Source organism: Gracilinema caldarium (assembly GCF_029265695.1).
GTDB classification, from domain to species: domain Bacteria; phylum Spirochaetota; class Spirochaetia; order Treponematales; family Breznakiellaceae; genus Gracilinema; species Gracilinema caldarium_A.
This window is the reverse complement of record NZ_JAJUHW010000043.1, coordinates 1-21,941: the sequence shown is the minus strand read 5'-3', so window position 1 is coordinate 21,941 and position 21,941 is coordinate 1. Positions and strand designations below refer to the sequence as shown.

At 50.7% G+C, this 21,941-nt stretch carries 18 protein-coding genes and 1 pseudogene; 11 read left to right on the top strand and 8 right to left on the bottom strand.

Annotated elements, in window-relative coordinates; all coding sequences use genetic code 11:
* Positions 1-834 (top strand): annotated as a pseudogene (locus Q7P68_RS11800) (coproporphyrinogen III oxidase family protein); the annotation flags it as partial.
* Here the strand turns inward: Q7P68_RS11800 and Q7P68_RS11795 are convergent.
* A complete protein-coding gene (locus tag Q7P68_RS11795; RefSeq protein WP_304225910.1) occupies positions 794-3,295 on the bottom strand; it encodes a helicase-related protein in 2,502 nt (833 codons plus the stop codon). The pseudogene Q7P68_RS11800 and the gene Q7P68_RS11795 overlap by 41 nt on opposite strands.
* 106 nt (positions 3,296-3,401) lie before the next feature.
* Between Q7P68_RS11795 and ppdK the strand changes: the two genes are divergently transcribed.
* The 4 genes from ppdK to Q7P68_RS11775 all read left to right on the top strand — a co-directional run bounded on the left by ppdK (position 3,402) and on the right by Q7P68_RS11775 (position 8,588).
* Positions 3,402-6,065, top strand: a complete 2,664-nt coding sequence (ppdK, locus tag Q7P68_RS11790) for a pyruvate, phosphate dikinase (protein WP_304225908.1) — start codon at positions 3,402-3,404, stop codon at positions 6,063-6,065.
* A gap of 97 nt (positions 6,066-6,162) precedes the next feature.
* Complete coding sequence (locus Q7P68_RS11785) at positions 6,163-7,128, top strand: ABC transporter substrate-binding protein (protein ID WP_304225906.1); 966 nt, start codon at positions 6,163-6,165, stop codon at positions 7,126-7,128.
* Positions 7,118-7,876, top strand: a complete 759-nt coding sequence (locus Q7P68_RS11780) for an ABC transporter permease (protein ID WP_304225904.1) — start codon at positions 7,118-7,120, stop codon at positions 7,874-7,876. The genes Q7P68_RS11785 and Q7P68_RS11780 overlap by 11 nt, the downstream gene beginning before the upstream one ends.
* On the top strand, positions 7,866-8,588 hold the full coding sequence (locus Q7P68_RS11775; RefSeq protein ID WP_304225903.1) for an ABC transporter ATP-binding protein: 723 nt from the start codon (positions 7,866-7,868) through the stop codon (positions 8,586-8,588). The genes Q7P68_RS11780 and Q7P68_RS11775 overlap by 11 nt, the downstream gene beginning before the upstream one ends.
* Here the strand turns inward: Q7P68_RS11775 and Q7P68_RS11770 are convergent.
* From Q7P68_RS11770 to lnt, 5 genes are read right to left on the bottom strand one after another with little or no spacing between them, the layout of a single operon-like run.
* Positions 8,571-9,206, bottom strand: coding sequence for an energy-coupling factor transporter transmembrane component T family protein (locus tag Q7P68_RS11770; RefSeq protein ID WP_304225901.1), 636 nt, complete (start codon positions 9,204-9,206; stop codon positions 8,571-8,573). The two genes, Q7P68_RS11775 and Q7P68_RS11770, sit on opposite strands and share 18 nt — an antisense overlap.
* Complete coding sequence (locus Q7P68_RS11765; RefSeq protein WP_304225899.1) at positions 9,191-9,952, bottom strand: energy-coupling factor ABC transporter ATP-binding protein; 762 nt, start codon at positions 9,950-9,952, stop codon at positions 9,191-9,193. The genes Q7P68_RS11770 and Q7P68_RS11765 overlap by 16 nt, the downstream gene beginning before the upstream one ends.
* Positions 9,945-10,508, bottom strand: coding sequence for a biotin transporter BioY (locus Q7P68_RS11760; RefSeq protein ID WP_304225897.1), 564 nt, complete (start codon positions 10,506-10,508; stop codon positions 9,945-9,947). The genes Q7P68_RS11765 and Q7P68_RS11760 overlap by 8 nt, the downstream gene beginning before the upstream one ends.
* Positions 10,508-11,329, bottom strand: a complete 822-nt coding sequence (locus Q7P68_RS11755) for a biotin--[acetyl-CoA-carboxylase] ligase (protein ID WP_304225895.1) — start codon at positions 11,327-11,329, stop codon at positions 10,508-10,510. The genes Q7P68_RS11760 and Q7P68_RS11755 overlap by 1 nt, the downstream gene beginning before the upstream one ends.
* Before the next feature lie 35 nt (positions 11,330-11,364).
* The gene (lnt, locus tag Q7P68_RS11750) at positions 11,365-13,026 is read right to left on the bottom strand and encodes an apolipoprotein N-acyltransferase (RefSeq protein ID WP_304225893.1); all 1,662 of its coding nucleotides are present in this window, start codon (positions 13,024-13,026) and stop codon (positions 11,365-11,367) included.
* A 123-nt stretch (positions 13,027-13,149) separates the two neighbouring features.
* Between lnt and Q7P68_RS11745 the strand changes: the two genes are divergently transcribed.
* The 4 genes from Q7P68_RS11745 (at position 13,150) to trxA (ending at position 17,538) form a co-directional block, all read left to right on the top strand.
* The gene (locus tag Q7P68_RS11745) at positions 13,150-14,337 is read left to right on the top strand and encodes a galactokinase (RefSeq protein ID WP_304225892.1); all 1,188 of its coding nucleotides are present in this window, start codon (positions 13,150-13,152) and stop codon (positions 14,335-14,337) included.
* Between the two features lie 3 nt (positions 14,338-14,340).
* Positions 14,341-15,018, top strand: coding sequence for a tetratricopeptide repeat protein (locus tag Q7P68_RS11740; RefSeq protein WP_304225890.1), 678 nt, complete (start codon positions 14,341-14,343; stop codon positions 15,016-15,018).
* A complete protein-coding gene (locus Q7P68_RS11735; RefSeq protein ID WP_304225888.1) occupies positions 15,018-17,063 on the top strand; it encodes a 6-bladed beta-propeller in 2,046 nt (681 codons plus the stop codon). The genes Q7P68_RS11740 and Q7P68_RS11735 overlap by 1 nt, the downstream gene beginning before the upstream one ends.
* Before the next feature lie 109 nt (positions 17,064-17,172).
* Positions 17,173-17,538, top strand: a complete 366-nt coding sequence (gene trxA / locus Q7P68_RS11730; RefSeq protein WP_304225886.1) for a thioredoxin — start codon at positions 17,173-17,175, stop codon at positions 17,536-17,538.
* A gap of 27 nt (positions 17,539-17,565) precedes the next feature.
* Here trxA and thiI read toward each other — a convergent pair whose 3' ends face one another.
* Together thiI and Q7P68_RS11720 are read right to left on the bottom strand one after the other, a co-directional pair.
* Positions 17,566-18,735 carry a tRNA uracil 4-sulfurtransferase ThiI gene (thiI, locus tag Q7P68_RS11725; protein WP_304225884.1) on the bottom strand — a complete coding sequence of 390 codons (1,170 nt, stop codon included), beginning with the start codon at positions 18,733-18,735 and terminating at the stop codon, positions 17,566-17,568.
* On the bottom strand, positions 18,732-19,886 hold the full coding sequence (locus tag Q7P68_RS11720) for a cysteine desulfurase family protein (RefSeq protein WP_304225882.1): 1,155 nt from the start codon (positions 19,884-19,886) through the stop codon (positions 18,732-18,734). Before Q7P68_RS11720 ends, thiI begins: the two co-directional genes overlap by 4 nt.
* 142 nt (positions 19,887-20,028) lie before the next feature.
* On the opposite strand from Q7P68_RS11720, the gene Q7P68_RS11715 reads away from it, so the two are divergent.
* Both Q7P68_RS11715 and Q7P68_RS11710 read left to right on the top strand, forming a co-directional pair.
* Positions 20,029-20,331, top strand: a complete 303-nt coding sequence (locus tag Q7P68_RS11715; protein ID WP_304225880.1) for an ArsR/SmtB family transcription factor — start codon at positions 20,029-20,031, stop codon at positions 20,329-20,331.
* 89 nt (positions 20,332-20,420) lie between these two features.
* A partial coding sequence (locus tag Q7P68_RS11710; RefSeq protein WP_304225878.1) for an aspartate kinase occupies positions 20,421-21,941 on the top strand: 1,521 nt, incomplete at its 3' end.

The following is a 21,941-nucleotide window of genomic DNA, read 5'->3' as shown; positions in this document are numbered from 1 at the left end:
TCTTTAGAGAAAGATGCTCGGCAAGCGGTTCACCGAAACGGTTCAGCAGCCCAATGCCGCATAGCCCTGGCGCAAACGGCCCGCTATTTCCCCGCATCCTTTTCAGCGGACCTTATGGCGGGGCTTCCCTTTCAAACCCAGGATGGGCTTGTTGATGATATTCACGAGATCGCGGTTGCTGGAGCATCCCATGTTTCCCTTTATTCGCTCATACTCGAAGAAAATACGCCGCTTGCCGCCCATGTTCGCTCAGGCAGAATTAAAATCCCCAGCGAAGAAGAGGCTGAAGACCTTTGGCTTGCGGGCCGTAATGCCCTGGTACATTGTGGCCTTAATCCCTATGAGGTTTCAAACTTTGCCCTGCCGGGCCATGAGAGCCGTCATAACATGCGGTACTGGCGGATGGAAAGCTGGTTAGCCTGCGGACCGGGGGCCTCTGCGACCATTATCAATGAACGTGAGGGCACAGCCCTGAGGTATACCAATAAGGCGGATCTGGCTTCTTACCTTTCATGGAATGCTGCTGACTTTCCGCCACGAGAAGAGGAAACCATTGATCGGGAGACCCTTATACAGGAAAGCCTCATGATGGGATTTAGGACCCTCATGGGCCCCGATGAGGCTCTTTTTCAGCGACGCTTTCATCAATCTATACCTGAACTTATTCCAGAAACACTTTCCGCTTGGAAGCGCCGAGAGCTCATGCAGGAAAACCGGCTTGCCCTCACTGCCGACGGCCTTTTGCTTCTGAACAGTTTCCTTGTGAACTGTTTCCATGAACTCGAAAGCTCTATTAGGCCAAGTAAGATGAAAGCCGGCGATACGTTTGATTAACCCGGTCCTTCCAATCAGGGCTAATCTCATCCCCAAGTTCATCAATCAGGTTTTCTAGACTCGCAATGCTTTCGTTTATGGCTGTGTGGAAACCCCGGGAACATTTGAACCAGTAATTCCCCGCGCTATCGGTAAAGAGGCAGAGAAAGCCAAGCTCGTTTTTGCCCTGTTTCCAAAGAGCAGCGGTGCCGACCAAGGGCAGGGCTTCGATCAGGGCAGGCAGGTCCTCGTGGACCGAAAAATTCTTTTTACGCGGCCATTCTTTGGTTAAGGCATTTTCCAGGTTCAGGGTTGGAACGAGATTTAAAATGAGTTCGAGCCGCTCGCCCGCCAGGATGGTGTACTTGTTTTTTAAAGTTACCATGCCCTTGAGGTCCTTGTACATGCTGGCCGTATCAATGCCGATCTGGGCTTTAATCCGTTCCAGTTTTTCCCAGGGAAGCAGCACCGTCTTGACGCCCATGATCTTTTCGATATCGAACACTTCGCCGAGAATCTTGCAGCGGTTGGTAAAGTCCCGGGCTTCTTTTGGTTTTGTGGCTGCCCTGTCAATTTTGCCGACCAGCCCTTCATACAGGGTCGGGTGTATACGGCCCAAAGCGCTTTTTGGAAGCGGAGACACCGACATGGCATACATTCTGGTGGTCCTGACTATTTCTCCGGCCACAATGTACATGGGGTCTTCCCGGAACATGACTGAACCGGGATGTATGTAAATTCGGTCCGCTGTAAGACTCCGGTAGGTATCCCGGCCCACACGGACACATACAAACTGAATAAGCCCCCGGCCGATACAGCAGAGGTAGTCTTCGGTAGCCCCGCCGGACAGGATAGGCAGCCCCATATCGGATACTATCAATTCCAGCTGTTCTTTGACATTGACAATTTCTACCATGGTTTTTTCATCCAGATAGTTCTTGTCGCAAAATTTAGTTTTGTTTTTTGCCTCCTTAAAAGCCTTGAACAATTTAAGGTAGGAAACAAAATCGCCCGCCGGATCTCGGAAACTGTGATGGGCCTTCCGGGCGTCGGTCTCTTCTCCTGGGGGTAATACATAGGGACTTTGGGTCGAGAGAAAGGCCGCCGCTATAAGGGTTTCTTCCGTAACCTCAGGATAGCTGCGCAGAGCTTCTACAATGATGCGGGACTGACGGGGGGGCAGGGGGAACTGGACCATCATTTTACCGATAGAAGAAAGGCTCCGGTCTTCATCCAAGGCATCGAGCAGGTTGAGGGTTTCTATAGCTGCAATAAGGCCTTCCCGGTTGGGGGGAGAAATGAAATCGAATTCTTCAAAAGCGGTTATTCCGAGCTCGGCCATACGGAGAACCACTTCGGATAGATCGGTTCGGTATATTTCTTCGGTGGTAAAGAGGGGCCGGTTTTCAAAGTCCTTGCGGGAATAGAGCCGGTAACAGGTGCCTTCCCGGGTTCGCCCGGCCCGGCCCTTTCGCTGGTTGCAGGATGCTTTGGAAATGGGACCTTCGATAAGGCTCGATGTAAATGTTTTGGGGTTGTAAAAATTAAGTTTTGCAAGCCCCGAATCGATGACAGTCGTAATGCCGTCTATGGTCACCGAAGTTTCTGCTATATTGGTGGAGACCACCACCTTAGTTTTGCCCCAGGGCGCTGGATCAAAAACCCGTTCCTGTTCATCCTTGCCGAGCCTGCCGTAGAGGGGCAACAGGTAAAGGTTCCGTCCAACCGGACCAGATGCGAGCATAGAGATACAGTCTTTTATAGCCTTTTCGCCCGGCAAAAAAACAAGAATATCCCCAGGGCGTTTTTCGCTGACCACCCGCTCGATAATTGCTGCAATCTTTACGAGCTGGGCTTCCAAGGCTGCTTGCCCAGTGGCTATTCCATCATTGACCGCCGTCGTATCCGGCGGATCGTACACCACCGTGACGGGGTATGTTATGGCATCAATTTTAACAACCGGACACTCTCCAAAATATTCAGAAAAGACTTGGGTATTGATAGTGGCCGAGGATACAATAACTTTGAATTCCGGGCGGACTTCGAGCACCCGTTTGAGGAGCCCTAAAATAAAATCGATGTTGAGGCTCCGTTCATGGGCTTCGTCCACGATGAGTACATCGTATTTTGAAAGATAGGGATCCAGCTTCATTTCCTGGAGCAGGATGCCGTCGGTCATAATTTTTATTTTTGTGCTGTGATCTGTTTTATCCTCAAACCTCATTTTGTAGCCTACGAGGCCGGGGATTTTAGTGCCCCGCTGACGGGCGATAAATTCGCTGACCGAAACAGCGGCGATCCGCCGGGGCTGGGTTACGCCGATCATGCCGTGCTGGGCAAAACCTGCGTCGTATAAGATAACCGGCATCTGGGTTGTTTTACCCGAACCGGTGGGGCTTTCTACTACGATGACTTGTTGTTTCTGTAGGGCCGATACAATAAGATCCTTATGTTGATAGACGGGCAACTCGGTATAGTTCATATGTACTATACTATCATAAAGCGAGGTGAAACAACAGCATGAAAAAACTCCCCCTTTCTTTTTTCAGCATATATGTTATTCTTAAACATTATGGAGGAAAGAACTAATGGCTAAGCAGAAATTTGTGTATTTCTTCGGCGAAGGAAAGGCCGAAGGGGATGCCAAGATGAAGGATCTTCTTGGCGGAAAGGGTGCCAATCTTGCGGAAATGACGAACCTGGGCATCCCCGTTCCCCCGGGCTTTACCATCTCTACCGAGGTCTGTGCTGCCTACTATGAAAACAAAGAAAAGTATCCTGAAGGACTTGAAAAGGAAGTTCTGGACAATCTTGCAAAACTTGAAAAGGTAATGGGGAAAAAACTAGGCGATCCCGATGATCCCCTCCTGGTATCGGTTCGCTCTGGTGCAGCGGTCTCCATGCCAGGTATGATGGATACTATCTTGAACCTGGGAATGAATGACAAGGCAGTTATCGGTTTGGCCACTAAGACCGGTAACCCCCGGTTCGCCTGGGATGCCTATCGGCGCTTTATCCAGATGTACGGCGACATTGTCATGGGTATTCCCCACGACGAGTTTGAAGAAGCCTTGGCAGCCATGAAAAAGGCTAAGAAGGTTGAACTGGATACGGGGCTGGATGCAAAGGATCTTGAAAACCTTGTTGCGGAATACAAAAAAATCTACAAGAAACACACAAAAAAGGATTTCCCCCAGAATCCGCTGGATCAACTCTGGGGCGCCATTAATGCGGTCTTCGGTTCCTGGATGAACGAACGGGCCATTAAGTACCGGGAACTGAATAACATTAAGGGCCTTAAGGGTACGGCTGTTAACGTTCAGTCCATGGTATTCGGCAACTTCGGCGATGACTCCGGTACCGGCGTTTGCTTCAGCAGGGACCCATCAACCGGCAAAAACGAATTTTACGGTGAATTCCTTATGAACGCCCAGGGCGAGGACGTTGTTGCGGGTATCCGAACCCCTGAGAAAATTGCAACCCTCGCAAAGAAAAACAAAAAAGTCTATGAACAGCTTTTGGATATTAAAGACAGGTTGGAAAACCATTTCCGGGATATGCAGGATATGGAATTTACGGTCCAGCAGGGTGTCCTGTACATTCTGCAGACCCGGAACGGAAAGCGGGCAGGGGCTGCGGCGGTTAAGATAGCCGTGGACATGGTCGCCGAAGGTCTAATCGACAAAGAAACGGCAATTAAGCGGGTAACCCCTGAACACCTTGATCAGCTTCTGCATCCTATGATCGATCCCAAGGCTCTGAAAGGGGCCAAGTCGCTCACCAAAGGGCTCAATGCTTCTCCCGGCGCCGCCTGCGGACGTATTGTGTTTACCGCTAAGGATGCGGAACTTTGGGCAGAAAAGGGCGAAAAGGTCCTCTTGGTCCGTAAGGACACAAGCCCCGAAGATATCGGCGGCATGGTGGTTTCCGAGGGAATCCTTACCAGCACCGGCGGTATGACCAGCCATGCGGCGGTTGTAGCCCGCGGTATGGGTACCCCCTGTGTAGCCGGCGCTAAGGGCGTCTCTGTTCAGGGTAAAAAGGTTGTTATCGGCGACAAGACACTCAAGGAAGGGGATTGGCTTACCATTGACGGATCCACCGGCGATGTCTATGAAGGTCAGTTTCCCCTAATTACTCCCAAAATGTCCAAGGACATGGAAACCTTCCTCTCCTGGTGCGACAAGGTCTGCGCCGATTCGGTCCGCGGCAATGTTAAGGGCTTTACGGTTCGGACCAATGCGGACCAGCCGGAAGATGCAAAACGGGCCTTTGATTTCGGCGCCCAGGGTGTGGGTCTTTGCCGGACGGAACACATGTTCTTTGATAAGGAAAAACTCATCCACTTCCGCACTATGATCGTGGCGGATACCGAAGAGGCCCGCAAAGAGGCCCTTAAGAAGATTCTTCCTCTGCAGAAGAAGGATTTTTTTGGTATCTTCAAGGCCATGGAAGGCCGGCCAGTTACCATCCGGCTTTTGGATCCGCCGCTGCACGAGTTTGTTCCCCACACCAAGGAAGAGGTGGCCGAGCTCGCGGAGCACCTGGGTGTAAAACCGAAGGACCTGCAGCCTAAGATCGACAAGCTCCATGAGGCCAACCCCATGCTCGGCCACCGGGGCTGCCGCCTCGCGGTTACCTATCCTGAAATTTACGATATGCAGGTAGAAGCCATCGTACAGGCTGCTATTGACTGCGTTAAGAAGAACATCCCAGTTAAACCGGAAATCATGATTCCTATTGTCTGCGACGAACAGGAGCTTAAGCTTCTTCGGCCCCGGGCGGAGGCAATCATTGCTAAGGCACTGGAAAAAGCAAAGGTTAAACTGGATATCCAGATTGGCACCATGATTGAAGTTCCCCGGGCAGCCTTGCTTGCGGACAAGATTGCTGGATATGCGGACTTCTTTAGCTTCGGTACCAACGACCTTACCCAGATGACCTTCGCCTTCAGCCGGGACGATGTGGGTTCCTTTATGCCAGCCTATGAGAAACTAGGGCTCCTTGAAGTAGATCCTTTTAAGTCCGTTGACGAAGAAGGTGTTGGTATTCTCATGGATATGGCCACGAGCAAGGGGCGTTCAGTAAAACAGGACCTTAAGGTCGGTATTTGTGGTGAGCAAGGCGGTGATCCGGCTACTATTGACTTCTGCTTCCGGACCGGACTGAACTATGTTTCCTGTTCTCCCTTCCGGGTGCCTATAGCTCGGCTTGCTGCAGCTCAGGCAGTACTGCGGAATGCTAAAAAGTAACATAAACCAATTTTAAATTAAGGAACCAGGCATCTTGCTTGGTCCCTTTTCTTTTTACTGCCTTGTGGTATATGCTCAAGAAATTGAGAGGTGATGTATGAAAAAAATAATAGCAGCCTTTTTGATGTGCGGACTTGGCCTTGCAAGCCTCTTTGCACAGAATACACCCATAACGATTTATACACTGAAGGGCCCCTCTGGGGTAGGCATGGTTAAGCTCTTTGAGACCCCTCCACAGGCCTCTGGCTACAATTTTTCTATAGAAGCCTTAGCCCAAGCGGATCTCATGGCCGCCAAATTCTTAAGCGGGGAGGCACAGATCGGCATTTTACCTCCCAATGTGGCAGCTAAAATCGCTTCATCGGGCAAGAATATCGCCGTAGCTGCGGTAATCGGCCAGGGCATGCTTAAGCTCATTTCCTCCGATCCGGCGGTTAAGGGTATTGCGGACCTGAAGGGCAAAACGGTAGAAGTAGCAGGGCAGGGCGCCACCCCCGATTATGTGTTCCGCCGGATACTGAGGCAGTACGGCCTAGACCCCGATTTGGACCTGCAGCTTGGGTATGCCCTGGCCTACCCGGAAATTGCCCAATCCCTTATAGCCGGAAAAGTAAGTTTGGCCTTGCTCCCCGAACCCTTTGCCACCATGGCCCTGGCGGGCAACAAGAACCTTCAGGTTGTTGGTGATGTACAAAAAGAGTGGGCTCTCGCCGCAGGCAGCGAAAACTACCCCATGACGGTGCTGGTGTTCTCTCGGGATCTTGTCCAAAAACACCCCCTTGCAGCAAAGGCTGTCTATGAAACGGTGCGGAATTCGATAGAGTGGGTTGTTTCCCGCCCTGCCGATGCAGGACTCCTGGTGGAGCAGCACAATTTAGGAATTAAAGCCTCTATTGCCACAGCTGCCATTCCGAAAAGCGCTTATGTGTTTATTCCAGCTCCGCAGGCTCGGCCCGCTCTGGAAGGGCTTTTTAAAACATTCCTTGACTATGCTCCCCAATCCATCGGCGGGAAACTGCCCCAGGACAGCTTTTATGTGGATATAGGCAGCCTTGGCAAATAAACGGGATTTTTTCTGGTCCATATTGGGGGTTCTGGCCTTACTCGTATTCTGGGAACTCACGAGTCTTGCTCTATCCAGTGAAATATTGCTGCCAGACCCCTATAAAACGCTGCTTGCGTTACTGAAACTTCTCGCAAGCCGCCGTTTCTTTGAAGCTTTGGGCATGAGTTTGGTCCGTATTTTGATCAGCATGGCCCTTGTGATTCCTCTTTCCCTGTCTCTCGGTATCGCCGCAGCTTTGGACCGGCGCCTCTGGTCTTTTTTAAGGCCCCTCTTTCTTGTTATTGCTGCTACTCCGGTACTTTCCATTATTCTTATTGCCTTTATTTGGTTCGGCCAGGAACGGACCCCAATATTTTCTGCCTTTCTTATGATGTTTCCCGTGCTTACCTCCAATGTTTTGGCCGGCATCCAGGGTGCGGATAAGGGGCTTCGGGAAGTATTGGATTTATACAGGATCCCCAAGATTAAGCGTCTCCAGTATTTTTATATTCCAAGCCTGCTTCCCTATTTTTTTGCAGGGCTTCATAGTGCCCTCTCCCTTTGCTGGAAGGTAGTGGTGGCCGCAGAAGTTATTGTTCAGCCCCGGCATGCCCTGGGAACGGGCATGCAAATGGCTAAGGCCCAGCTAGAGACCACAGAATTATTAGCCTGGACCGCTGCCACGGTTATCATGGCGGCCCTGACCGAGACGGTTTTTATGGGCTTAAAAAAAATGGTATCTCCAGGTATGGATCATGGGCATTGAAGTTAAAGACCTTTCATTTTCATATTCCGGTGTGGACCTGTTTCGCGGTTTTTCCCTTTCCTTACAGGGAACAGGTATATGTGCCCTGCTGGGGCCTTCCGGCTGCGGAAAAACAACCCTGCTTAAGCTTATTGCCGGGCTCCTTACTCCACAGGAAGGCTCTGTGGCTGTATCAGGCCCTGTATCCTATGTGTTTCAGGAAAGCCGCTTGTTCCCATGGCTCAGTATTTTAGAAAATGTGAATCTTCCGCTGCTTCATCTCTACACCAAGAAAGAAGCAGGGGAACGGGCAAGCTATTTCCTTGACCTTGTAGGTCTCAGTGACAAAAGGACTGCAAAACCAGGTAGCCTTTCCGGGGGCCAGCAGCAGAGGGTCTCCCTTGCTAGGGCCTTTGCCTTTCCATCGTCTATACTTTTAATGGATGAACCCTTTCAATCCCTTGATGTGCCCCTCCGCATTCAACTCATGGATATGGTGCAAGACCTCCTTACGAAGGAACCTCGGCTTGTGCTTGCGGTGACCCATGATCCCCGGGAGGCAATTTATCTTGCGGACCGGGCTATCATCCTGCATGGTACACCAGTTCGTATGGTCTGGAATGAACCGATCAATCTTTCGCGTAAAGACCGCCAATATAGTTCGCCTGCCCATGCAGACCTGGAAGCCCACCTGTTTGCGGTCCTTTCTGATCCCTTAACGGCCAATCCGTAGTTCCAAGGCGTGGGCAGTTTCTTTTGCGGCAAGTATGAGCCGTTCCATCACTGGAGGTATTAAACGAAGAAGCATTTCTGCACCCCTTTTCCCACCCCGCCCATACCAGGCTTCTTCCGCTTCCGCCCATTCAGAAAAGACCCGGGGAATAAAACTTAAGGTTAAAGAAAAAAGGAGAGAAAAACGAAGATAGGGATGCTTCATGGGGACAAAGAGTTTTTCGAACCCTTCTAGAGCATCCCGAAGGTCTGATATTTTCGTGGTATAAAAAAAGATTGATGCAGAAGCAAAGGAAATCCCAATAGCCCAGAGAAAACGAAAGCCTGAAAACAGGGCATCTCTATTAAAACCGAGGGGCGACCATTCGAAAGCGCCAAACAGCACAAATGCGAAGGTGGTAATCAGCATGGGACCGGACCCTGTTAAAAGTTTTTTTGGATCCAGGCGCCCGAAAATGGCAAGCATAACAATGGCCAAGCTGATAGCTAAAAGCCCGGCTGCGGGTGCCCCAAGGGCATAAATGCTCAAGGCACCCATTCCAGCTAGCTTGATGAACGGATGCACCCTATGAAGGGGCCCTTCGGTGCACTGGTATTCAAAGGCTATTTCCCGAGCCACGTACAATCCTCCACCGTTTTGTAATGATGCCTGGGATCCCGTATCCCATATTCAGGTTTGAGTCGGTCCAGGACCTCTTGAGCTTCTCCATCATCCCAAATGGCCCCGTCGTGCAGGATAACAAGCCTGTCCGCCAGCCCTAATACTTTTTCTAGTTCGTGGGTAAGGACTATAACCGTCTTTTTTCCCCGTTTCAGTTGGTCAATCAATTCGAGAACCTGTACCACCCCATGATAATCCAGGTTTGCAAATGGTTCGTCCATAATGACTGTGTCGCAGCCCATGGCTAAAATACCCGCTACCGCAAGACGCCGCTTCTCTCCCCCCGAGAGCCTCCTGGGAGGCATATGTTTTTTTGAAGAGAGGTCAAGGCGTTGCAGAATTTCATCAACCTGTATTTCAAGGGCTTTTCCCCGGACTCCTAAATTTTTCGGTCCAAAGGCCACATCATCCGCCACAGTTTCGCCGATAATTTGCGCATCCGCGTCCTGGAATACAAGTCCTACGGATTGTCTCACCTGAGAGAGGACTTCCATGAGGGGCTTGCCCCTATATAAGACACGGCCCGCGCTGGGCTCAACTAGTCCCACGAGGGTTTTCATGAGCAGGGTTTTACCAGAACCGTTCGAGCCCGCAATGAGGGTACACTGTCCTTCATATAATTCCAGGTTTATGTCCCGAAGCGCTTCGGTACCGTTGGGAAAACGCTTCCACAGCGATTCGATGCGGTACAAGGAGTCAGGCATTGTAAATGTCTGTGACAAGGGTCCGCAAACGGGGGGTGATGAGACAAGCTACCGCCCCTTTCACCAGGTCGCCCATAATAAAGGGCAAAAGGCCGGCGGTAAGGGTTTTAGGCCAATTACCGTTCATGACCATGTTCAGTCTGAGTAGGCCCGGTATATAAATGATCATAATGCCCGCCAGAGCGGCCGCAATGATTCTAAGCCACCGGGTCCCAAGGACGGTGTGGGGCGATCCTGAGATAAGACCCGCCACAAGGGATGCAAGGAAATAACCTGCTAAATAGCCTCCCGTGGGGCCTAAAAGCACCGCAAGCCCACCCTTGGCTCCTGCAAAAACCGGGGCTCCCAGAGCTCCGATAATAAGGTACAGGGCGGTTGCAGCACTTCCCATAAGGGGGCCTAAGACCATGCCGGAAAGGAGGGCAAACATGTTTTGCAGTACTACCGGCACGGGCGAAAAGGGCAGGGGAACGCTGATAAAAGCCCCCGCTGCAGTCAGGGCCGCAAAGAGGGCGACGAGCGAAAGGGACAAAAGCAGTTTTGTTCGGTTTTCCATTATGTTTCTCCTTGTGGAGCTTTGCTCCAATGTTTTATGTGTGTTTCCCAGTCAATTAAAAAGCTTTGCAAGAGGATCTTTCGGGATACCTCTTTCCCGGTGAGTTCACTGCAGCTCGTGCTGGATTTGTCTTGTGTCTGGTCATTTACATGGAGTCCTATACCTATGGACATCCATTGAATCCGTTCATCTAAGGCATGCAGTTCTGAAACGATTCCAGCGATTTTTTTGTCCTTCACATAAAGATCCGGGTAGTATTCGTACTGGACAGGAAGACCTAAATCTTTTTCTAAGACAGAGCCAAGGCAGCTCTGGGCTGTACGAATATACTTTTGGTATTGGGACAGATGTTCGTATGGCCGTTCGAGTAAAGTTACATAAAGTCCTCCCGGCTGGGAATCCCAGCGGCCGCCATGCCTCGCTATAGACCCGGTTTGGGTTCCCGCTACAATGATTGCGCCGCCCGGAGTACCCCCCTGTGCAAGCTGCCGGGCCCGATGCATGGTGCTGTCGATGCTGTGGTAGTAAAAAAAACGATCTTCTCTGCCGGGAAATTCCCAGGGATACAAAAAGTCATCGGGCCCGGAGCCGCGAACAAAGCGGTACCCTTCGTTCTCCACGCTTTCGATCGGGTAACCGGCCTGCTTGAGGCCCTCAACAGCCTTCCAAACCGCTACCCGGGACACATGGGCTTGCTGAGCCAGGGTCTCACCCGACAAAAGCTCTCCTTTAGCGTTACGGAGCAGAGAAAGCACGATGGCCTTTGTAGATACCTTTGCATGCGAGCCTAGATTGTCTGGTTCGGAACTTATGTTAACCATGAATATGTATTGGTTAACATAAGCAGGCATAAGAGTCAAGCCCTGGGGTGACGAAGTCCCGCTATAAAATGAACAATGACGAGACCAAAAAAGATACTTGCCGCTAAAGCCGCAAACCAGTCTCCCAAAAGATAGTAGGTCGTCATGCCGCCTGCTTTCTGAATCGGTACTACCGTGGCAAGGTATTTTTCGGTAAAGGGCGGAAGACTCTGGATGATCCGGCCTTCGGCATCAATAACTGCAGTAATGCCCCCGTTGGTTGAACGGACCAGGACCCGGCGGTTTTCCACGCTCCTAAAACGGGCAGCCACGAGGTGCTGGGTCTCGGATGAAACGGTCTGGGACCAGGAGTCATTGGTCAGGTTGATGAGCAGGTCCGCGCCGTTTTTAAAAAAGTCCCGGCAGACATCGGCAAAGGCATCCTCAAAACAGATAGGGGTACCAAATCGGATGACTTCGCCTTCGTTTGTCTCTGCCTGCATGACAACCGCTTTGGTCCCCATAGTCCAGGTGCCCTCAAGACCGACCGCTTTTTTCATAAAATCCTTCATCCACTGGTATTCCCAAAAAGGAATTGCCTCGGCAAATGGAACGGGGTGCCGTTTAGCGTAGGAATACAAAATAGAACTGTCGCTCTGAATATAAATAACTGAGTTCGTAGCATCGTAGGTTTCCCAATTCAAAACGACCGGAGCGCCCGTAAGGAGGGGGACATCGTGTTCAGCGAGGAATGGAACCAGCGGATCCTGTTTGGGATAGCGCTTATAAAAACCAAGATAGTCTGCAAAGGGGCGCCGGAGCACCGTTTCTGACCAAACTATCATGACTGGTTTTTTAATTCCCGTTTCTGTCTCGTACTGCTCCATTCCTTGGCGGCTTAGGCGTACCGCCGTCTCTAGGGCTCTCAACTCACCGTCCATCCAGGAATCGGCGTTGTGCTGTATGAGGAGCAGGGGGAGCTTCCCGACCACCGGAGTTGGATGTGCAAGGCGCACCATACCATAGAGAGTAAACCATATAAAAATGGCGCATCCCACCAGGGCCGCCCGGAGCCAATTGCGAAAATTTATTTGCCTGTATAGGTTCCGCTCGTGCCATAGCCCTCTGATCATAGGAACCAATTCTGCCACCAGGGCCGAGGATAGGGCAAGGAGGAAACTCAAACCGTACACCCCCAAGGCATCGGCAATCTGAATCATCCGTGGATAGTTATTAAGTCCATAGGCTACAAGCCCCCAGGGGTAGCCTAAAAAGCCGATAGATTTACCCCATTCCCAGACGGTCCAGCCAAGGGCTACCACAAAGGGCTGCAGCACAGAAAATTCTGGAGACATGGACTTTAAGCCCGTTGTTTTGGCAGATTTCCAGAATAACCCTTCTACATTAGTTGTGCTTGCCCAGCGCAAATACCCCGCTACCAGCATGTGCAAAAAACCATAGGCAAGACTGGTAGAGCCGATGGTCCACATTGCATAATCCTTAAAAAAATACAACCAATAGCTGGAGACCGCATGCGAAATCGTTCCAAATATAAAACCAAGCAAAGCCGCACCCTTGTATGTCCGAGTCTTTTTGAGTGCGACAAAATAAGGGGCAAGGCAAAAAAATGCGACGACGGCATTTCCATAATAGGCAAGCTCATTGGGAACCGCCAAGGATAACAGCAGGGCAGAAAAAACCGATGCTACAACATTCATGGCTCCCATTCTATCAAAGGGGCATAGTTTCCGAAAGACCTCTGTTTTATAAAATATTTTGATTGAATATTAGGCCAAATTCATATATTATGAGAGAAAAGAAAACTATCGGGGGCCCGCGTTATGAAGGACATCGGTTCTATACATCTTAAGGAATACGAAGCCGATATTGACGGTTCAGAACCGGTCATGATTGCGGAATCCCCAGGCCGTCTCCATTTGATGGGTGAACATGGAGAACCTGGCGCCTCCTTGCTCCTGAGCACCGCCATAAATCGCCATGTACGGGTTGCCATAAGCCACCGTAAAGACAGTTCCCTGCGTTTTTTTGCCGCCGATTTGGGTGAACGAAAACGGACCACCCTCATCAATTTAAAATATAAACGGGAAGACCGATGGGCCAACTTTATAAAAATGGCAATCCATGGTTTTGCCGAATGGGGGTATCCAATAAAGGGGCTTAACTGCACCCTGACAGGCAACATCCCGCAGCAGGTAAGCCTTGCATCCTCTTCTGCTATCGAGGTTGCCAGTGCCCTGGCCTTGCGGGCCCTGATTGCCCCGGACCTTTCTGACAAGGAACTCCTTAATCTTTTGTCAGAAGCGTCTTTTTCCTTTTTTGGCCGGAACGAACATCCTTTAGACCATCTCATTGCCCTCTCCTCAAAGCAGAATCATTTTCTTGTGGTGGATGAACTAGATATGTCTGTCCGCCACATCCCGCTTCCCTTTAAGGATTACAAGATTCTCATTACCGATTCCCGGGTGCCCCGTTTCGGGGTCGATACGGAATTAAAACAGCGTAACCGGGATATCCGAAAAGGTTTAGAAATGCTATCCCATAAACGGGAGGGTGCAACCTTTCGCGACTATGTTACCGAGGACCTCATGGAGTCTATGGGGGCCCTGCCGGAAGAAATCCGCCGCCGGTCCTTGCATGTGGTTAAGGAACTACGCCGCATCTATGATGCGGAGGAGGCCCTGAAAAAGAGCGATCTCAACAGCTTTGCTAAGGCGGTGTATCACTCCCATGAAAGTCTCCGGGACCTACTGGAAGTATCCTGCCCCGAAATCGACTGGCTTATTAAACGGTCTGGCGAAATCAACGGTGTACTCTGTTCCCGTATGACCGGTCAGGGCTTTGGGGGCTGTACCTATACCATCATAAAGACTGATGCGGTGGATGAATACACCAGGCGGCTTGAAGATTATGAACGCATTTTCGGTTTCAAGCCCATTGTGCACGAAGTGAGCGAAGCGGGGCCTGCGTCCTTAGTGCACAGCGGCGCCCTGGTTTCTGCAACGGAATAGGGTATGGCAGGAAGTTTGCAAACCGGTATTCACCTGTATCGTTCAAAACGCTGGGATGCGGCGCTTAATGAATTGCTCCAGGTTGATACATCCACCTTTAGCGCCGAAGAAAATGCTGAATTAGCCTATTTTCTTGGTCTTTGCTATACAAAACTCGAACAGTTTGACAATGCTCTTTTATACCTAGAGCAGGTGGTAACCGGCGCTTCTAATCCCCTGCGGACATATCAGTGCCGGATGACCTTAGCCTATATCTATTCCATTACGGGTCGCTCTAAATTGGCAGAATTTGAGCTCCAGCAGCTTATAGAAAAGGGTTTTGAGTCGGTCCAGATATATGCCACCATGGCCTATGCTGCGTATGCTCAGAAGCATTATGACGAAGCCATAGATCTTTACCAAAAAGCCCTGGACCTTGAACGGGATAACCCGACCGCACTTAATGGACTCGGTTACATTTTGGCCGACACTGATCGAGATATACGGAGGGGGCTTATCCTCTGCAAGAAGGCGGTAGAAAAAAAGCCCCAGAATCCTGCCTATATGGACTCCCTGGGTTGGGCCTATTTTAAGAATGGAGAAATACTGGAAGCCCGGACGTGGCTGCGGCGGGCCCTGGATTTGCTTCCCCAGCATCCTGAAATTAAACAGCACATGAAGACCGTTCTGGGAGCAGATTGATGAAAAAACCTGTGGCACTTTCAATTATCCTTCTTGGTTTTGCAGCTCTTTCTGTCCTGTTTAGCCAGGATGCAAACACCGGTTTTGACCGCAATGCACTTATGGCTCGGGACGAATTTCGCCGGGGAATCCTGGCTTACAACCGCTATGGTTTTAATGAAGCTCTTTTATCTTTTGAAAAGGCTCTATCCCACAAACCATCGGAGCCGCTTATTCTGGAATGGCTCGGACGGGCCTATTACCGTTCTGGCTTAGAAGAAACAGCCCTCCGGCAATGGCAGGAAGCATTGCGGCTTTATCCCGCCGGGTCCAAACAATCTCTGCTCCTTACCAGTTATCTTGAAACCATACGAAACCGGCGGGCCCTTTTTTTTATGTCCGAGGACCAGGTCCGTTTTGTAGAGTCAGGCCGCTACCCGGCCAAACAGGGCGGGATGTTTCTGTACCGGCAGCCTTCAGCAGTGCTCCCCCTGCCGGATGGATCCGTATGGGTTGTTGCCTATGGTTCTAACGAAATCCTTCTCATTGATGTAAATGGGGTCATTAAACAGCGAGTGCGGGGGCCCTTGAACGGCTTTGACCGTCCCTATGACATCGCCCGTTCTTCCGACGGCCGCCTATTTGTATCCGAATACCGGGGGGGCCGAATAAGTGTTCTTGATAGCCAGGGAAACTGGAAAGCCTATGTGGGCACCAAGGGCCGCGGCCCCGGCCAGTTTATCGGCCCTCAAAATATCTGCATCGACGGTGAAGATTACCTGTATGTGGTCGACTTTGGCACCCAGCGGATTTCCAAGTTTACCCCCGATGGTACCTACCTCTTTTCTTTCGGCGCTAAGGGCGGGGATTTTCCCGGTTTCCGTGCTCCTACGGGAATTGCAGCTATAGAAGACCAAGTTTTTGTGGTTGATCAGGCAGACAGGACCATTTACCGTTTTGATAAAAGTGGCAACTATCTTGGTCCGGCTATTCAGGATGGTCTTACTGTGCCCGAGGCTCTTCGCCCTACGCGGGAGGGAAAGCTGATTGTGGCTGATGGCACCAAAATACTCCTTGCTTCTCCTGATACGGGTTTAGTGCAGCCTTTAGCATCTCTCGGCAATGCAGGGGGCCGTATCCTGGGAGCAGACTTTGACCAAAATGGTTCTCTTTTGGCCGCTAATTTCCAAGCAGAAGAAGTTACCGTGCTTAATAGAACCGAAGATATTGCCTCGGGCCTCTTTGTTCAGATTGAACGGGTTTTGGCAGACAAATTCCCTTTGGTAACGATAGAAGTGCACGTTCAAGATCGACACCGCAGACCTATAGTCGGTCTGGATGCCCGAAATTTTCTTATCACCGAAGCTGGGAAACCTGTTTTAGAGCAGAGTTTTGTCAGTGCCTCATACCTATCCAACACCGCGGCAATTTCTCTGGTGCTTGAACGTTCTCCCAATACGACACCGCTCCAGACCGAACTGCAAACCGCCGTTAAAGATTCTGTCGCCGCTGCGGACCGCCTTGTTTCCCTTGTATCTGCAGGTGAAATACCTGTGAAAGAACGAATTGATTCAGCGGCGGCGCTCCAGCAATCAGCCAAAGGAAGCGCCGCAGCCTATAGTCCCCGCTGGCGCTTTGATCTATCCCTGCGCCTTGCTGCAACGGATCTGCTCCCGGTGGAAAAAAAGCGGGCCCTTGTGTTTGTTGGTTCCGGCAGGCTGGGGCAAAAAGCCTTTGATACCTATGGATTATCCGAGCTCGCCTCTTATATGGCTAATAACGGTATTGCTTTTTATACGGTAATAGTCGGCAACGGTGGGGCGGACAAGGAACTGCAGTACCTTTGTGACCAAACCGGTGGCCAGGTCCTGAGGCTCTATCAGAATCAGGGAATTGGTCCAGCCCTGAGACAAATTCGGCAAAACCCCGCAGGTTCTTACACCCTGCAGTATCGTTCCCAGCTTCCAACCGATTTTGGCAGGGCCTTCCTTCCCGTGGAAGCCGAAGTATACCTTTTAGAACGTTCGGGCCGGGATGCATTGGGGTATTTTGCGCCCCTCCAGTAATTTAAGTTTACTATCGCAATGTATTTAAAAAACATCATACATTTTTTTACTTGACTATATATAATAAAAATCATATATTAAAAGTATAAAATCTTTTAAGGAGAAACCAATGTCCGAAAAAATAAATACCGCTCAGTTTAAGGAAAAGGTATTCAATTACGAAGCAAACACCGAATGGAATTATGCTGGCGATCTTCCTGCTATAGTGGATTTCTATGCTGACTGGTGCGGGCCGTGCAAAATGGTGAGCCCCGTGCTTGATCAGCTTTCCAAGGAATACGAGGGTAAGCTCCATGTTTACAAGGTAAACACCGACGAAGAACAGGAACTAGCTGCTGTATTTGGTATCCAGAGTATTCCTACCATTCTTTTTATACCAAAAGAAGGTCAGCCCCAAGCCGCTATGGGCGCTCTGCCCAAAGCGGCTCTGGAAAAGGCAATCAATGATGTATTAGGCGTTAAAAAGACCGCATAAGATAGCTTCGTATCGGTCTTCGTAAATTCAGTATTCGTCGGCGCTGCATTTTTCTAATACTTCATTATGCAGCGCTTCCTGCAATAATTCTTCCAATTCGAGCTGAGCGTACCATTCCCGGGCTTCCTGCAAGTTGCCATGCAGGACCGGGTGGGCAGGGCTAAACAGAACACAGCAATCCTCGTAGGGCAAAATAGAAGTTTCGTAGGTTCCAATTTCCCGGGCAAGCCTGATGGTTTCTTCCTTATCGGTCCCAATGAGGGGTCGCAGCACCGGAAGCCCAGCAGTGCTTTCGGTGCACTGGATGTTTTCTACCGTTTGGCTTGCCACTTGACTTAAACTTTCACCGGTAATGAGACAGTGAATTTTGTTTCTTCTCGCCAGGCGCCCAGAGGCGTCCATCATGGCCATCCGGAGCAGTACCGTAGACCACTGGTCAGGGGCCCGTTCTTTAATGCGCACCTGAATTTTCGTAAAAGGAATGGTGTGGAGCCGGATGGGGAGGGCATAGCGGCTCAGAATGCTGGCAAGATGATGTACCTTTTTCTGGGCCTCTTCGGAGGTGTACGGGTAGGCATGGAAATAAATTGCCTCAAGCCGCATGCCCCGATTTGCCATTAAGTATCCTGCCACCGGCGAATCGATGCCGCCAGAAAGCAAGAGGAGCCCCCTGCCAGCGCTGCCGACGGGCAAGCCCCGCCGGCCCCGGTGCGAAAGGCCATACACATAGGCTCGTTCGCGAATTTCCACCGAAATTACCTGATCCGGCTGCTGTACATCAACCTGGAGCTCCGGAACAGCCTCGCACACCCCGTCTCCTGCGGCCCGCATTATACCGTAGGAATCCAGCGGAAAACTCTTGTCAGCCCGGCGAGCTTCTATCTTAAAGGTCTTTACCCCTGAGCGGGCTAATTCCCGGGCCTCGGTGATACAGGCTGCAATAACCGACTCAGGAGTTTTTTCGCAGATCCGAGCCTTAGCCCAGCCTGCTATCCCAATAAGCCGATCCAGAACAGACTCTACCTGGGCTTCCTTTGCTTCTTCGCAGTGTACAAAAAAGCGACCCTGAGTACAGTTAATGACCGCCTGGGAGCCCTTGAGCATGGTGACTAAATTACGTTTCAATATTTGCTCAAATTCGCTACGATTTCCGCCTTTTAGTGTTAATTCGCCGAGTTTTAGTAAATAGGTCGTCATAATGTTTTCCTTATGGTGCTCAAGGCTGCAAGCAATGTATCGATATCCTCATCGGTGGTACTCCATCCTTGAGAAAAACGGACGCTGCAAAAGGCCGTATCCGAATCAATTCCCATGGCCTTGAGGACCGGCCGCTCCTGTTTTGTCGAAGAACAGGCCGAACCGGTAGAAATAGCAATTCCCGCATCGTCAAGAGCGCGGACGAGCACCTCACCGGGAATGCCAGGAAAGGCGGCCTGGAGAATATAAGGGGAGAACCGTGGGTCCCGTGGTTCCCGATCCCGGGGAATGGGACTCGTTCTGTCTAATTCCCGCAGCCCCACTATAAGTCTTTCCATCCGCGTCGCGGCCGCTTCGTAATGACAGGTAAGCTCTTCTTGCCGGGCAAGCTTTTCAAGACAGTAGGCCAGTGCCAGGGCCCCGGCCACGTTTTCTGTTCCCGGCCGCTGCCCCCATTCTTGCTCGCCCCCACGGTTCAGTACGGTCAGGGGCCGCCGCAGAAATAAAAGCCCGATGCCCCGGGGGCCTCCCAGCTTATGAGCGCTCATAGCTGCCGAATCGATGCCACTGTCTAAAAGCGGGAAGGGGACCTTACCGATGGTCTGGACGAGGTCCGTATGGATATGAATCGGCGGCCCCGGCAGCTGGCGCACTCTTTGTACAATGCTGGCCACATCGGTGATGGCGCCAGTTTCATTGTTAACCGCCATGAGGGCGATCATCCTGACCGTAATGTCCCGTTCTTTTGCCTTTTCTAGGGCCTGCAGCACCCTTTTAGCGGATATGCGCCCATCCTGTTCTGGCTGTACCGGCATGACCGGTATGCCAATCCTGTGGAGCATTTCCGCATTCTCCCGAACCGAAGGATGCTCAGTAGCTCCATAGAGGAGTCCAGCTTTGCTGTTCCGTACCAATAAGGTTTGCAGAACAATACTATTCGATTCAGTCCCACCGGAAGTAAAAATGAGCTGTTCAGGTTTTACACCCAGCACAGCGGCACTGCGTTTTCGTGCGTCTTCAAAGGCCTGCCGGCTCTCTCTGCCTTCCTGGTGCCGGGAAGAAGGATTGCCAAAAGGACTCTGGGCGATAATATCGAATATTTCAGGAAAGGATGGTGTGGTAGCCGCCCAGTCAAAATAAATACGTTTCATCCCGTGCATAGTATCTTAAGGGCTCTTCTCAGACAAGGTCCTGCCCAGACCCGCAACATCAAAGTCCTTCCTCGGTTTATAAAAATTACTATATATAAAAATAGTTGACGAAGCCATTCCTTTATGTAATGATATGTTTACTATGAGTGATGATAAAGTATGCGCCGATGAAATGATTGAAGAAATTTCCAAAAAGCTTAAAGTCTGCGGCCACCCGGTGCGGCTTAAGCTCCTCTGCCTCATTCACCACCAGGGAGAGCCCTGTGTTACCAACCTTTGGACCTGTCTCGGTGAAAGCCAGCCGGTGATAAGCCAGCACCTGGCGGTCCTGAAAGAGAATCGTATTGTCGACTCCACGGTTCAAGGAAACAAACGTATTTACACGATTGTGGACCCCTTTATTCTTAACCTGGTTTCTAAAATCGTTACAAAAAAAGAAGACTGAACCAGTTCTTTGCCCGCCCCCTCTTGCAAAAATTTACAAAAAAAACTACAAAATAGTATCATTTTTGCATAAATATACGGAGCAAGGGTATGCTGGTATTAAAATTTGGTGGCACATCGGTCGGATCTCCAGAGGCGATCCGGAGTTTAGTTTCTATAGTACAGGACGATGAACACAGAGGCCGGGTTCGACTTGTAGTTGTTTCTGCATTTTCCAAGGTTACCGATACCCTGATCGACATGGCTAAAAAGGCCGAAGTTAGTGATCGGTCTTACACGGTTATGGTCAGCTCTCTGAAAAAGCGGCACCTCGAGACTGTCGCAGAACTCATTCCTCTGCGGGACCAAAAAACGGTACAAGATTATATTGATGAACAGTGTGCGAGCCTGGAGCGTATTTTGGATGGGGTTGCTGCCATTGGGGAACTATCGCTTAAAACCCTCGACCTCGTTATGAGCTTTGGCGAACGGCTTTCGGCCTGTATAATCGCCCAGGTGTTCAGTTCTTCGGGACAAAAGGCAGAATATCTCGATGCCCGTCTAGTTGTCCGTACCGATGATCAATTTGGTTCTGCCCGATTCCTACCCGAAGAAACCTATCCCCGGATTCAAGCCTACCTTGCAGTCCATGAAGCCCTCCAAATTGCCACGGGCTTTATTGGTTCCACCGCAGAGGGAAAAACCACCACCCTCGGCAGAGGCGGATCCGATCTTTCCGCTGCTATTTTCGGTGCTGCCCTTGGCGCAGAGGAAATAGAAATTTGGACCGATGTGGACGGTATCCTTACCAGTGACCCCAAGCTTGTTTCCAATGCCTTTCGTATCGACTCAATTTCCTATCAAGAGGCTATGGAACTTTCCCACTTTGGCGCAAAGGTGCTCCATCCCCCAACGGTACGGCCTGCTTTGGAAAAGGGCATTCCTATTCGGATTAGGAACACCTTTAATCCTTCCTGCCGGGGAACCCTGATTGCCAAACAGGTGCCTCCCAGCCCTTATCCGGTACGGGGCATTAGTTCCATGCGTGACATAGCCCTTATCCGCATACAGGGTTCCGGTATGGTGGGTGTTGCAGGCTTTTCTTCCCGGCTTTTTGGAAGTCTTGCCCGGAAAAAGATAAATATCATTTTAATTACCCAGGCCTCGAGCGAATATTCTATCTGTTTCGCTGTACTCCCCAAAGATGCGCTCCAGGCTGCCGCGGCCATTAAAGAAGAATTCGAAGCTGAAATTGCCCATGGTGCTATAGATGCACCGGTTATAGAAAAGGACCTTTCTATCGTTGCGGTGGTGGGTGAGCGGATGAAAAGCACCCCCGGTATTGCCGGCAAGGTGTTCCATGCCCTGGGTCGGAACGGCATTAACATTGTGGCCATTGCCCAGGGTTCATCGGAGCTCAATATATCCGCCGTCATTTCCCGCTCCGACGAAGGCAAGGCCCTGAACGCAATCCATGACGCTTTTTTCCTTGCGGGCCTCAGAACGGTCAACCTCTTTTTGGTTGGAACGGGGCTTATCGGCAGTACCCTGCTTGAACAAATTGCGAGCCAACAGGAAATACTGGCCGACGAACACAAAATCCGCATTAACCTCATAGGGGTAGCAAATTCC

Excerpts from the sequence above, each read along its gene's own strand:
- lnt (WP_304225893.1), bottom strand. The coding sequence starts at position 13,026 with ATGAATGTTGTAGCATCGGTTTTTTCTGCCCTGCTGTTATCCTTGGCG.
- Q7P68_RS11740 (WP_304225890.1), top strand. The coding sequence starts at position 14,341 with ATGGCAGGAAGTTTGCAAACCGGTATTCACCTGTATCGTTCAAAACGC.
- ppdK (WP_304225908.1), top strand. The coding sequence starts at position 3,402 with ATGGCTAAGCAGAAATTTGTGTATTTCTTCGGCGAAGGAAAGGCCGAA.
- trxA (WP_304225886.1), top strand. The coding sequence starts at position 17,173 with ATGTCCGAAAAAATAAATACCGCTCAGTTTAAGGAAAAGGTATTCAAT.
- Q7P68_RS11765 (WP_304225899.1), bottom strand. The coding sequence starts at position 9,952 with ATGCCTGACTCCTTGTACCGCATCGAATCGCTGTGGAAGCGTTTTCCC.
- Q7P68_RS11755 (WP_304225895.1), bottom strand. The coding sequence starts at position 11,329 with ATGGTTAACATAAGTTCCGAACCAGACAATCTAGGCTCGCATGCAAAG.
- thiI (WP_304225884.1), bottom strand. The coding sequence starts at position 18,735 with ATGACGACCTATTTACTAAAACTCGGCGAATTAACACTAAAAGGCGGA.
- Q7P68_RS11720 (WP_304225882.1), bottom strand. The coding sequence starts at position 19,886 with ATGAAACGTATTTATTTTGACTGGGCGGCTACCACACCATCCTTTCCT.
- Q7P68_RS11760 (WP_304225897.1), bottom strand. The coding sequence starts at position 10,508 with ATGGAAAACCGAACAAAACTGCTTTTGTCCCTTTCGCTCGTCGCCCTC.
- Q7P68_RS11745 (WP_304225892.1), top strand. The coding sequence starts at position 13,150 with ATGAAGGACATCGGTTCTATACATCTTAAGGAATACGAAGCCGATATT.
- Q7P68_RS11785 (WP_304225906.1), top strand. The coding sequence starts at position 6,163 with ATGAAAAAAATAATAGCAGCCTTTTTGATGTGCGGACTTGGCCTTGCA.
- Q7P68_RS11775 (WP_304225903.1), top strand. The coding sequence starts at position 7,866 with ATGGGCATTGAAGTTAAAGACCTTTCATTTTCATATTCCGGTGTGGAC.
- Q7P68_RS11735 (WP_304225888.1), top strand. The coding sequence starts at position 15,018 with ATGAAAAAACCTGTGGCACTTTCAATTATCCTTCTTGGTTTTGCAGCT.
- Q7P68_RS11715 (WP_304225880.1), top strand. The coding sequence starts at position 20,029 with ATGAGTGATGATAAAGTATGCGCCGATGAAATGATTGAAGAAATTTCC.
- Q7P68_RS11795 (WP_304225910.1), bottom strand. The coding sequence starts at position 3,295 with ATGAACTATACCGAGTTGCCCGTCTATCAACATAAGGATCTTATTGTA.